The sequence below is a fragment of the Acinetobacter sp. TUM15071 genome (assembly GCF_008980925.1).
GTDB lineage: Bacteria > Pseudomonadota > Gammaproteobacteria > Pseudomonadales > Moraxellaceae > Acinetobacter > Acinetobacter dispersus.
This window is the reverse complement of sequence record NZ_BKGB01000009.1, coordinates 91060-103949: the sequence shown is the minus strand read 5'-3', so window position 1 is coordinate 103949 and position 12890 is coordinate 91060. Positions and strand designations below refer to the sequence as shown.

Genomic DNA, 12890 nt, shown 5'->3' with positions numbered 1-12890 from the left:
TCATTCCTTTTTTTATTTGTTTATTCTGAAACAGAGCACTCTAAAACAGTAAGGTTTAGTGGGGGATTAGCAATTTAAGCCCATGTTTTTGACCAGTAGATTTGATGTTCTTTACTATTCCAGTGACCTTTGACCTGTGCAGCTTGAAAAGAGTCTAATTTTTGGACGCGCTGCATATAATTGATCGTTGCAGAAAACTGTTGACTGTCTGGGATTAAGTCCAGCAGAGCTTCCACTAAAAAGACCATCATGATATCCGCAGCAGAGACGTTTTCTCCTGCAAACCATACATGTGCAGTCAGATGCTGTTCTATTAATGCCATTTGGCTATAAAGGGTGGGGTTGAGAAATTGTTGGTCAAAAGCTCGCTTAATGATTTTGATTAAAGGTCGCGCAAAAAAAGGCGACCGATCTACCATGCGAGAGAAAATCTGCTTGAGTGCTAAATTCGGCATCAGCGTTGCATCTGCAAAATTTTTCCAATAAAAGTAGTGCTGTTTATTTACTGGATTTGTTGGCTGAAGCTGATGAAGCGACTCCTTCGTGAGCAGATTGTCTAATATTGCTGACGTCTCTGCTAAAACTTGAGCCGGAGTAGATGTGTCATCTACCAGTATGGGCACCTTACCTAAAGGGTGAATGTTTTTCAGCCACTCAGGTGCCTCGCCGTTGTGAGTGCGCTCACAAAAAATAAGCTCATAGTCGAGTTGTAACACTTCAAGTAGCCACACAATACGCTGCGAGCGAGAGTTGCTTAGATGGTAGAGTTTTAACATAGATTTTAATCGGCTCTAGTTAATAGTGTCCGCCTGTTGGGGAGTGTGGTCCTGGTGTCCAGTTACGTGTTGCTGCACGTATACCCAGGTTGGCAATGACTTGTGATGCCAATTGAGCTTTGATGCTCTGTGGTGCTTGGGCATTCAGTCCAGTCATGATTGAATTCATTGCATTATCTACCAGCGTATTGATCGCTGTGGGGTTTTGCAAGCTTTGTAGAATGACCGTGCTGCTCTTACTTGCGAGAATAAAGTCAGTGACAGCTTGGCTATTGGCATATAAGAACTCAGCTTTACTGCGATCAAAGGATTGATCGGAACCGTTTATATACACGGTTGCCCCGTATAAAATCGATTGACCTACACTGACATTATTTTGCTCGACTTGCCCATAATTTAATGGCGCATTCCAATAGTAAAAAGAGCCACCCCAACCTCCCGGTGTTTGCTGAAAACGGCCCAAGCGGTAATTGCCAATTGCTGCGCTAATATCGTTGCTAATCATGGCGGGGAAAACAGGTATTCCTTTGCTACTTAAAATGTCATTCATAACATTTTGCCCAATCAAGTTTGAGGTTTTTTGTAGTTGTTGATTGATTTGAAATTGTGGCATGTTGGATTGAATAGCGCCGCGATATTGCAGACCGTATTGAGTCGCACCACGGATATAGTTACTAGCGGGTACACTGGTGTTTGCAGCGTTGATCGCAGCCGCCTGACTAAACCAGAATTTAGTATTTTGATCGACCCGACTAGAGTCTTTTATGATCTGATAAACATATTGGTATAAAGGTGAAAATAGTCCAGCAGGCTGATTATCGCCGTAGGTAGAAATGACATCTACCAGTTGATTATTCTGATCCAGTAAATTCTGTTGCTTCAATAATTGGGTGAGTTGCTGCATTTGCTCTGCGGTAAATGCTTGTTCCAAGGTTTTTGCTGAGGCGATCGTCGATAAGCCCAATAACAAAATGATCGTGATACTTTGATTTAGTTGTTTGATTTGCATCATCACTCCTGAAGACTATATTGTCATTTCTTGGATTGTCTTTTGCCATTTTTGGAATTATTGGCAAGAAAAAAGCAGCATCTTTGCTGCTTTTTATAAATATAGTGAAGAATGACAATAATCTAAAGTGCTGACCGTTTATTGGCACGAAATGAATAAGTTTTACTCATGTAGTGTCGCATCTGGAGTGATTAATGTTTTGCCATTACGTAAGCTGGTCAGCGCCTCAGCATTAAAATCAATGAGCAAGGCATTATTTTTAATATCGATTTTATAACCTTGGATGAGTGCTTGATCTCCATTTAAGGTTTCGACTTTATAGGTGTCAGCAATATTCAGAATACTTTCTAAATTGGTTGTTGTTGCCGCAAAATCTTCTCTAAATACTTCGTATATGTCTCTTAAATCAAAAATCGCATTATCAGCATCTGGATGTTTTCGAACATAACTTTCTATATGACGCATGAGTAGTTGTGAAAAAAAGAAATAATCCGAAGCGTGAGTGTATTCTAGATGCATATTTTTCTCCTTTTGTGCTCATTCTAGAATACTCATCTATTGAGTCGGCTGTGTATAAAGATAATTAAAGTATTTAGCTGAATTGCAACATATTATGTCGAAATGATAACTTGGTTTCGGCCTTGTCTTTTAGCTTGATAAAGGGCGTCATCTGCCTGTTTAAATAATTGCTCGATACTGTGTTGATTTTCAGGTGCGCAGACACAAATTCCAATGCTGATTTGAATGAAGAAACTTTGCTGTTGTTCTTGTTCAATTGGCGTTTGGCTGATCTGTAGACGAATTTTTTCAGCGCAAAGATAGGCCGCATCGGCATCGGTATTGGTCATAAAGATCGCGAATTCTTCACCGCCTAAACGTCCGAGTAAATCTTGTGGTCTGAGCAGGCTTTGAATGGTTTGTACGCAGCTTTGTAAGGCGCGATCTCCCATTTGATGACCATAGTTATCGTTGACCTGTTTAAAATGATCAATGTCGAGCATCAGGAAAGCGGTAGTGTGACCTGAGTGTGTTGCCTGTTGCTGTAGCAATTGTACCGATTGTAGAAATTGACGTCGGGTGAGGCTTGAGGTGAGTTCATCGTGCGCAATGGTATGCTGCAATTCTTGGATTAACTTGGATCTCACCATATTAATACTGGAAACGGTGAGGGGAGCAATGGTCATCATAATCAGCCCAAGGCGGATCGAGATGGCATTATTTAAAAATTGCTCTGGGTAAAGCAATAGATAGTTTTGCGAGACATGATAGATCACAAAAGCACAGCTGATCGAGGTAATGATCGCCACAGAAAAATGGCGATAACTCAAGGCGCACCAGATCAGTGCCGCAATTGGGTAAAGCAAGGAACCAGGGCCTGCATCATAGTAGCCAATTGCAATGGAGAAAATAACTGCAAATAGCGGCAAGCTTTGTTGAACGGTCTGAGTTTTAAACTCTTTCAGTTGTTGTTTAAATTCACTCCAATATGGTGAGCTAATGATGGCAGGTAACAGCAGCAGTGCATTTTGAATTTCTGCAGTAAACCAATAACCAAAGTCGATCCAGAACGAACCTAAAGCAAATTTAGTATTGAATAGAGGGAGGGTGATTGCCGCAAAAGAAGAACTGGCCAATCCACCAATACAGCAGAAACTAAATAGAAATAAATAAAAATAGCCATGATGCATTGAACGGATGAATGCATTAAATTTGATATATAGGGCCAATGTCGTGATGACATACAGCAAGTTTGCAGAGGTAAGGCAAATATTGAGTAAAAAAGGTGTATCTTGGGAAGTATCAGCGAGTAGATAACCCACAATTGCCCCAATAAAACTGATTGGATGGCGTGTTTGTGGAAAGCGGATCAGTAAACCAAGCAGAACAGAGTTGGCTGGCCAAAAAGAAGCGAGAAAAGTTAAGTGTCTGGTCGCAATACCGAGTAGGCAGCACAGTAAAATCACCCCGCTAAAGAGTAGAAATAATTGTAACAGTGAGCGTGGTTTTAATGCTGTAAGAGCTATAGGCATTCTGACGCGTTTCTATGGGGAGGCAAGGTCGCGCTATTATATAAATTCTGTTTAAATTTTCATCATAAATTTGTATCAATGCAATGATTTAGTTCGTGCTGCAATATATTGGGGCAGGGCACTCAAAATTTAGATTTTTTCACGATGTAGAAAAAGAAAAAAATGATCAATATTGTTTTCTTGATTAGATAATTCGATTTTTAGGGGTGAATTAACCATGATCTTGGATATATCTGTAAATTTAAGGACAAAATCATCCGAAAGACTAAAGCGCATCAACTAGCATGAGAAATTAGAAATCAGGTACAATTGGCGGGATTAATTTTGTGTTTGGTGTATTTGAAGGCCAATACATACATTCTTTGTTAAAAATAGGCCTGCCAGGAGTTATCCCCGCATGAGTGCCATTACTCCATACGAATGGGCAATAATTGCCTTCGTGATCGGCGTTACATTTCTTTGCGTTTTTATGCTCACTGTTCCCTTACTCCTAGGGGGTAAAGCATGGGGACGTGCAAAGCAAGAGCAGTTTGAATCAGGTGTAGTTGGTGCGGGCGGTGCTCGTATCCGCTTGTCAGCCAAGTTCTATTTAGTTGCAATCTTCTTTGTGGTTTTCGATTTAGAAGCCCTCTATCTTTACGCTTGGGCAACTTCAGTTCGTGAAGTTGGTTGGGTTGGCTTTGCGACGGCTGCAGTCTTTATTTTAGTTTTATTGATCGGTTTAATTTACGAACTTTCAACAGGCGCACTCAACTGGGCACCTTCAGATCGTCGTAAAGCGGCTGGAATTAAAACCAAAATTGGTTCGCCAAATATGAACATTGCTGACATTACGCGATTCAATAACATTGAAGAATTAGTAATCGATCCTACTGGTCATATTCCAGCACAGTCTTCTGGTCGTGTTAAATCAAAAACACCGACTACATCATCATTTGAACAGGAGTAAGTCGGGATGAAATATACTTTAACCCGTGCGAATCCAGATGCAGATCAATATCCATTACAAGATCGTCAAATCGTTACAGATCCACTTGAAGAAGAAGTGAATAAAAGCGTAATGATGACGCGTCTTGAAGATGTGTTGCATACAGCGGTGAACTGGGGGCGTAAAAACTCTTTGTGGCCATTTAACTTTGGTACTTCATGCTGCTACGTTGAATATGCAACGACTTTAACGGGTGTACATGACTTATCACGTTTTGGTGCTGAGGTTATTCGTGCTTCACCACGTCAAGCAGACTTGATGATTGTTGCAGGGACCTGCTTTGTCAAAATGGCACCTGTAATTCAACGTTTGTATGAACAAATGCTTGAGCCTAAATGGGTCATCTCAATGGGTGCTTGTGCGAACTCTGGCGGTATGTATGACATCTACTCTGTGGTTCAAGGTGTCGATAAAATTATTCCTGTTGATGTGTACATCCCAGGTTGCCCGCCTCGTCCAGAAGCATTGATTCAAGCATTGATGTTACTTCAAGACCAAATTCAACTAGAGCGCCGTCCACTTTCAGCGGTTATTGGTGATGATCTTCAGCCTGTGTATAAGCCAAAGATGATGCCAGAACGTGACCGTAAAAATGCTGAACGTATTGCGGTGAAAAACTTACGCTCTATGGATGATATTAAATAATTTTGACGATGAGTTTTTGACATGTCCGTGATGGGTATGGTCATCGGAAAAATTGCCAGAATTTGTATTAAATAGGAAGCCAAGCCAATGGCTGAAACTGACATTGCTATGCCAGAATCAACACCAGTTGATTCCCGCCCTGCATTTGCAATTGTAGAAGAGCTCAAAACCAAATTTGGTGAGAACTTCTACGTGCAGACGACTTTTGAAGAGTTTCCAACAGTCTGGGTTGAGCGCGCACGCGTGCAAGAAGTCCTTATGTTCCTCCGTAAAGTGGAACGTCCTTATGTGATGTTGTTTGACTTATCAGCGGTAGATGAGCGTTTACGTGTTCACCGCGATGGTTTACCAGCATCTGACTTCACTGTGTTCTATCATTTGTTATCGCTTGAGCGTAATAGTGATATTCGTATTAAAGTTGCGTTGAATGAAAATGATTTAAGCATTCCAACGGCAACCAACATTTGGCCAAATGCCAACTGGTACGAGCGTGAAGCTTACGATATGTTTGGTATCGATTTCGCAGGGCATCCAATGCTCCGTCGTATCTTGTTACCAACCTATTGGGAAGGTCACCCATTACGTAAAGAATATTCAGCGCGTGCGACAGAATATACGCCGTATATGCAAGACCAAGCAAAGCAAGATTTCGAACAAGAACACTTACGCTTTGTACCAGAAGACTGGGGTCTAAAACGCGGTAATGACGACGAAGACTTCATGTTCCTGAACTTGGGTCCTAACCATCCATCTGCGCACGGTGCTTTCCGTGTGGTGTTACAGTTGGACGGTGAAGAAGTGAAAGACTGTGTGCCTGATATCGGTTATCACCACCGTGGTGTGGAAAAGATGGCTGAACGTCAAACATGGCATTCATTCATTCCTTATACCGATCGTGTTGACTACTTGGGTGGTTGTGCGCAAAACATGCCATACGTGATGGCTGTTGAGCAGCTTGCTGGTATTAAAGTACCTGAGCGTGCACAAGTCATTCGTGTGATGTTGAACGAATTATTCCGTATCAATAACCACTTGTTGTTCTGTGGTACAGCGATTCAGGATGCGGGTGGTATGACCCCTGTATTCTATATGTTCGCAGACCGTCAAAAAGTCTATGACATCGTCGAAGCGATTACGGGTTACCGTATGCACCCAGCATGGTTCCGTATTGGTGGTACAGCACACGACCTTCCAAATAACTGGCAAAAACTTGTTAAAGAGTTGCTAGAGTGGATGCCGAAACGTTTGAATGAGTACTACACAGCAGCGCTTAAAAACTCAGTATTTATTGGTCGTACGCGTAACGTTGCGCAATACGATGCTAAATCTGCATTGGCTTGGGGTGTAACGGGTACTGGTTTACGTGCGACGGGTATTGATTTTGACGTTCGTAAATATCGTCCATACAGTGGTTATGAAAACTTCGACTTTGATATTCCAGTGGAATATGAAGGCGATGCATATGCACGTGTGTTGGTTCACTTCCGTGAAATTACTGAGTCGTTGAAAATTATTCAACAGTGCTTGGATAACATGCCATCTGGTCCTTATAAAGCGGATCATCCATTGGCTGTTCCACCACCGAAAGATAAGACATTACAAGATATTGAAACCTTGATTACGCACTTCTTAAGCGTATCTTGGGGTCCAGTAATGCCTGCGGGTGAGTCATCATTTATGACGGAAGTCGTGAAAGGCGCGAGTACTTATTATTTGACTTCAGACAAGTCAACAATGAGTTACCGTACCCGTATTCGTACACCGACATTCACTCACTTACAGCAAATGCCTTCAGTGATTAACGGCAGTTTGGTTTCTGACTTGATCATTTATTTGGCGACCATTGACGTGGTTATGGCTGACGTGGATCGCTAGGGGTAAACGATTATGATGATTTTGACTGATAAAAAACCACGTGTGAATGTTGAAGGGATTTTGACTGCTGACGAAATTCATGACATTGAACATCACATTGGTCATTACCCGTACCCACGTGCAGCCTCTTTGGATGCTTTGAAGTGTGTACAGCGCCGTAATGGTTGGGTAGATGATGCACAAATGAATGCGATTGCACAGTTGTTGACGATGAGTGTGGCGGATCTTGAAGGTGTTGCAACTTTCTATAACCGTATCTACCGTCAACCGGTTGGTCGCCATGTGATTTTATTGTGTGACTCAATTGCATGCTTCTTGATGGGTGCAGAAACTTTGGCAGAAGCATTCCAGCGCGAGTTGGGTATCCAGTACGGACAAACCACAGCAGATGGTCGTTTTACCTTGCTCCCAATTTGCTGTTTAGGCAACTGCGATAAAGGTCCAACTTTAATGATTGATGAAGATACGCACGGTCTCGTGGACGTGTCATCAGTTAAACAGTTATTGGAGAAGTATGTATGAATACTGAACCAAAACCAATTTATGGCGACGGTAACCCAGAAACGCATCCATTGACTTGGCGTTTGAGCAAACAAGAGTTTGTTCGTGCTGCCGATGAGTACGAAGCACTTGAGGGTTATGCTGGCTTTAAGAAAGCCTTGAGCATGCTGCCAAAAGACGTGCTTGAAGTCATTAAAGCTGCGACGGTTAAAGGTCGTGGTGGTGCAGGTTTCCCAGCGGGAATTAAATGGTCATTGATGGCGCCAAATGATGGTGGTCCACGCTATTTGATCTGTAATGCCGATGAAATGGAACCAGGTACCTTTAAAGACCGTTTGTTGATGGAAAAACTTCCTCATCAATTGATCGAAGGCATGCTGATTGCAGGTTATACCTTAGAAGCAACTCAAGGTTATATCTTCATCCGTGGTGAATATGTCGAAGCAGCTCAATACTTAAATGAAGCATTAGAGCAAATCCGTGCCAAAGGTTACTTGGGTGACAATATCCTTGGAACAGGCTGGAACTTTGATATGCATGTTCACACCGGCGCAGGTCGTTATATCTGTGGTGAAGAAACGGCATTGATCAACTCGCTTGAAGGTCGTCGTGCCAATCCGCGTACTAAGCCACCATTCCCGCAAGTTGCAGGGGCATGGGGCCGTCCAACGATTGTCAACAACGTTGAGACCTATAACAACTTGCCAGCGATTATGCTTCGTGGTCCTGAGTGGTACATCAATCTTTCTGCTGGTAAGTCGAAAGATCCGGGTACCAAGATCTATGGTGCATCAGGCAAAGTTAAATTCCCGGGTCTTTGGGAACTTCCATTCGGTACAACAGCGCGTGAAGTGATTGAAGAACATGCGGGTGGTATGCGTGATGGTCTTACTTTGAAAGCATGGTTACCAGGTGGTGCTTCGACTGACTTTTTAGCAGCTGAGCATATTGATTTGCCAATGGATTCTGAAACGATCATGAAAGCGGGTTCACGTTTAGGTACGTGTCTGTTGATGGTTGTGGATGAAACTCAATGTATGGTTTCTGCAACACGTAATTTAGAAGAATTCTTTGCGCGTGAATCATGTGGTTTCTGTACACCATGCCGTGATGGTTTACCTTGGGCAGTTAAAGCGCTTAAAGCACTCGAAGCAGGCGAAGGTAAGAAAGAAGATATCGATCACTTACAAGAACTTACTCGTAAATTGTGGATTGGTAAAACTTTCTGTGCTCACGCACCAGGTGCGATGGAGCCGCTTATGGGCGCACTTAAATATTTCCGTGGCGAGTTTGAAGCAAAGGTTAAAACCCATGCTCCTGCTCTAGACGTAGAACAAGCTTAAGGAATTCGACTATGGCTACAATTCATGTCGATGGAAAATCGTATGAAGTCAACGGCACAGAAAACTTGCTACAAGCATGTTTAAGCCTTGGCATCGACATCCCGTATTTTTGTTGGCACCCATCCTTAGGTTCTGTTGGTTCTTGTCGTCAATGTGCGGTGACTCAGTACGCAAATCCTGAGGACACACGTGGACGCTTGGTGATGTCATGTATGACACCTGCTGCCGACAATACCTATATTTCGATTGAAGACAAAGAAGCAACGGATTTCCGTGCGTCGATTGTTGAATTCTTGATGACCAACCACCCGCACGACTGTCCAGTCTGTGAAGAAGGTGGTCACTGTCATTTACAAGATATGACCGTCATGACGCAACATGACCGTCGTCGCTATCGCTTTACCAAACGTACGCATCACAACCAAGAGTTGGGTTCGTTTATTGCGCATGAGATGAACCGTTGTATCGCATGTTATCGTTGTGTGCGTTACTACAAAGATTATGCGGGTGGTACGGACTTTGGTGTATATGCCAATGCTTCACGTGTTTACTTTGGTCGTCCAGAATCAGGCACTTTAGAGTCTGAATTCTCTGGTAACTTGACTGAAGTTTGTCCAACGGGTGTATTCACGGATAAGACCCATTCAGCACGCTATAACCGTAAGTGGGACATGCAGTATGCGCCAAGCGTATGTCATGGCTGTTCTTCAGGTTGTAACATTTCTCCGGGTGAACGCTATGGCGAAATCCGTCGTGTTGAAAACCGTTTCAATGGTTCAGTGAATCAATACTTCCTTTGTGATAAAGGTCGTTTCGGTACGGGTTATGTGAATCGTGAAGATCGTCCACGTCAACCGCAGTTCCGTAATGGTGAAAATGTTGCGACTGTGAGTGTTGATCAGGCACTTGATCAAGTGATTACTCAACTTCAAGGCAAGAAAGTGTTAGGTATTGGTTCACCACGCGCAAGCTTGGAATCAAACTACGCATTGCGTGAATTGGTCGGACAAGACAATTACTCAACAGGTATGTCTCAAAAAGATCAAAACTTGGTTGAGTTAGCTGCATCAATCATGCAAACACAGGGTATCTATAACCCGAACATGCGTGAAATTGAAAGCTATGATGCGGTGTTGATCTTGGGTGAAGACTTAACTCAAACTGCGCCACGTATGGCATTGTCAGTTCGCCAAGCTGCGAAAAACAAAGCCAAAGAAATGGCTGCTGCGACACGTACACCAGACTGGTTAGCAGAACCTGTACAACGTATCGGTCAAGATGCAAAATCACCAATCTATATCCTTGCTGCAACTCAAACGCGTTTAGCCGATGTTGCAACAGGTGAAGTGGTTGCATCACCAAATGATATCGCACGTTTAGGTTTCGCGGTTGCTGCTGCTGTTAAAGGTGAAGCACTTTCTGGTTTAGCGGATGATGCCAAAGCATTTGCGCAAACCATTGCAGATACTTTGAAAGCTGCGAAAAAGCCATTGATTATCTCTGGTACCAGCTTGCAAGATCCTGCAATCATGGAAGCTGCAGCTCAAGTTGCACAAAACTTAGGTGAACATGCAGGCTTGTCATTGACTGTTCCTGAAGTGAACTCAATGGGCTTGGCTCTGTTTGGTGGCTTAAGCTTAGAACAAGCATTTGCACAAGATTATGATGCAGTGGTTGTGATTGAAAATGACTTAACTCGTCGTTTACCAGTGGCGCAAGTGAAAGCTGCATTTGACAAGGCTGAAACTGTGATCGTACTCGATCATAGCGAAACTGAAACCTTGAAACTTGCAGATATCGTACTTTCAGCAGCAAGCTTTGCTGAAGGTGACGGTACTGTCGTTAGCCAAGAAGGCCGTGCACAACGTTTCTATCAAGTGTATGACCCAAGCTACTACAAACCTGAATACGCGATCAAAGAATCATGGCGCTGGTTACATGCCATTGAGACAGGTCTCAAAGGCAAAGCAGTCGATTGGACATTGCTTGATGATGTGATTGATGACATCGTGAAGAATGTTCCTGTGCTTGCTGCAATTGAAGACGTTGCGCCAGATGCTGGCTATCGTATCCACGGTTTGAAAATTGCACGTGAACCACGTCGTTACTCAGGTCGTACCGCAATGCGTGCGCCGTTATCGATTCACGAACCTAAGCAACCGACAGATATCGATTCTGCTTTAACGTTCTCTATGGAAGGTTATGTAGGGAATCAGACTGCATCTTCATTGGTACCTTTCGCATGGTCTGCGGGTTGGAACTCACCACAAGCTTGGAATAAATACCAAGATGAAGTGGGTGGTCACTTAAAAGGTGGTGATTCGGGTGTACGTTTATTCGATCGTTTAGCAAAACGTCCTGCGCGTAGCTATGTAGCACCTTCAGCTGTTGTTGTGAATCCTGAAAGCTTCCGCCTTGTGCCAATGCACCATATTTTTGGTTCTGGCGAATTCACCATTAAAACACCTGCGATGGAATCTCGTATTCCTGAAGCAATGTTTGCTGTGGGTGAGCAAGATGCGACACGCTTAAATGTTCAAGATGGTCAACGTATTACAGTGAAAGCGGGTGAAACGAGTATTAGCTTACCAGTACAAGTGATCGAATATTTACCAACAGGTTATATCGGTTATCCAATTGGTTTAGCACCAACTGTTTCATTGGCAGAGCCTGTTTCTGTGGCGGTAGGAGTGTAATTCATGAATCAAGAAATTATACGTCAAACGCCACTTTGGGCTGAGAACTGGCCAATCGCTTATTCAGTGATTCAGGCGATTGTGATCTTGCTGGTGGTGGTTTTGGTTGCTGCTTTGATGTCATTTATTGAGCGTCGTCTCTTGGCATTATGGCAAGACCGTTATGGTCCAAACCGTGTCGGTCCGGGTGGTATGTTCCAGATCGTTGCCGACATGCTCAAGATCATGTTCAAAGAAGACTGGACACCAAAGTTTGCTGATAAGCTGACTTTCCGTTTAGCACCAGCAGTTGCGATGGCAACTGCGGTACTTTCATTCATGGTGATTCCAGTAAGTCCTACACTGGGCGTTGCGGATATGAGTATCGGCCTATTGTTCTTTATGGCAATGGCGGGTATTGCAGTTTATGCAGTGTTATTTGGTGGTTGGGCGTCTAACAACAAATACTCATTACTCGGTGGTCTTCGTTCTGCTGCTCAAACCATTTCTTATGAAGTGTTCTTGGGTATCTCGTTGATGGGTGTGGTTGCGATTGCAGGTTCATTTAACCTTCGTGAAATTGTTGAAGCACAACGTGATATGTGGTTCATCATTCCTCAGTTCTTAGGTTTCTTGATCTTTGTGGTTGCGGGTGTTGCGGTCACGCACCGTCACCCATTTGACCAACCAGAAGCTGAACAAGAATTGGCTGAAGGTTACCATGTTGAATATGGTGGTATGAAGTGGGGGATGTTCTTCGTTGCGGAATACGTCAACGTTGTTTTGATCTCGGCTTTGATCGTGACTTTATTCTTCGGCGGATGGCTTGCACCATTTAACTTAGAAATTCCATTTGTTCCACCATTATTCTGGTTCGTGATTAAAACAGCATTCTTTGTAATGATGTTTGTCTTGGCGCGTGGCTCGTTAATGCGTCCACGTTATGACCAAGTGATGAACTTTGGTTGGAAAGTTTGTTTGCCATTGGCGTTGGTCAACTTGTTAGTGACTGGTGCTGTGATTCTGATGAATCAGGCCTAGGACAGCA

At 43.3% G+C, this 12890-nt stretch carries 11 protein-coding genes; 7 read left to right on the top strand and 4 right to left on the bottom strand.

The features are described from left to right. Nucleotides 1–74 precede the first annotated feature (74 nt). From GBI66_RS10520 to GBI66_RS10505, 4 genes are all read right to left on the bottom strand, one after another. Nucleotides 75–776: a glutathione S-transferase family protein gene (locus GBI66_RS10520; RefSeq protein WP_151716046.1), complete on the bottom strand. Its 702-nt coding sequence runs from the start codon at nucleotides 774–776 to the stop codon at nucleotides 75–77. 19 nt (nucleotides 777–795) lie between these two features. Continuing rightward, nucleotides 796–1785, bottom strand: coding sequence for a hypothetical protein (locus GBI66_RS10515; RefSeq protein ID WP_151716045.1), 990 nt, complete (start codon nucleotides 1783–1785; stop codon nucleotides 796–798). Between the two features lie 162 nt (nucleotides 1786–1947). Next, nucleotides 1948–2304, bottom strand: a complete 357-nt coding sequence (locus GBI66_RS10510) for a hypothetical protein (RefSeq protein WP_005191290.1) — start codon at nucleotides 2302–2304, stop codon at nucleotides 1948–1950. Nucleotides 2305–2396: 92 nt separating this feature from the next. After that, nucleotides 2397–3815, bottom strand: a complete 1419-nt coding sequence (locus GBI66_RS10505) for a GGDEF domain-containing protein (protein ID WP_151716044.1) — start codon at nucleotides 3813–3815, stop codon at nucleotides 2397–2399. 397 nt (nucleotides 3816–4212) lie between these two features. On the opposite strand from GBI66_RS10505, the gene ndhC reads away from it, so the two are divergent. From ndhC to nuoH, 7 genes are all read left to right on the top strand, one after another. Beyond that, nucleotides 4213–4764, top strand: coding sequence for an NADH-quinone oxidoreductase subunit A (gene ndhC, locus GBI66_RS10500; RefSeq protein ID WP_005151251.1), 552 nt, complete (start codon nucleotides 4213–4215; stop codon nucleotides 4762–4764). Nucleotides 4765–4770: 6 nt separating this feature from the next. Beyond that, nucleotides 4771–5448: an NADH-quinone oxidoreductase subunit B family protein gene (locus GBI66_RS10495; RefSeq protein WP_004655450.1), complete on the top strand. Its 678-nt coding sequence runs from the start codon at nucleotides 4771–4773 to the stop codon at nucleotides 5446–5448. Between the two features lie 87 nt (nucleotides 5449–5535). Then, the gene (gene nuoC / locus GBI66_RS10490) at nucleotides 5536–7323 is read left to right on the top strand and encodes an NADH-quinone oxidoreductase subunit C/D (RefSeq protein WP_004804769.1); all 1788 of its coding nucleotides are present in this window, start codon (nucleotides 5536–5538) and stop codon (nucleotides 7321–7323) included. Between the two features lie 12 nt (nucleotides 7324–7335). After that, nucleotides 7336–7845: an NADH-quinone oxidoreductase subunit NuoE gene (gene nuoE / locus GBI66_RS10485; RefSeq protein WP_004804770.1), complete on the top strand. Its 510-nt coding sequence runs from the start codon at nucleotides 7336–7338 to the stop codon at nucleotides 7843–7845. Then, nucleotides 7842–9167 carry an NADH-quinone oxidoreductase subunit NuoF gene (nuoF, locus tag GBI66_RS10480; RefSeq protein WP_151716043.1) on the top strand — a complete coding sequence of 442 codons (1326 nt, stop codon included), beginning with the start codon at nucleotides 7842–7844 and terminating at the stop codon, nucleotides 9165–9167. The genes nuoE and nuoF overlap by 4 nt, the downstream gene beginning before the upstream one ends. Before the next feature lie 11 nt (nucleotides 9168–9178). Continuing rightward, complete coding sequence (gene nuoG / locus GBI66_RS10475) at nucleotides 9179–11863, top strand: NADH-quinone oxidoreductase subunit NuoG (RefSeq protein ID WP_151716042.1); 2685 nt, start codon at nucleotides 9179–9181, stop codon at nucleotides 11861–11863. A gap of 3 nt (nucleotides 11864–11866) precedes the next feature. Beyond that, nucleotides 11867–12883, top strand: a complete 1017-nt coding sequence (gene nuoH, locus GBI66_RS10470) for an NADH-quinone oxidoreductase subunit NuoH (RefSeq protein WP_004804775.1) — start codon at nucleotides 11867–11869, stop codon at nucleotides 12881–12883. Nucleotides 12884–12890 lie beyond the last annotated feature (7 nt).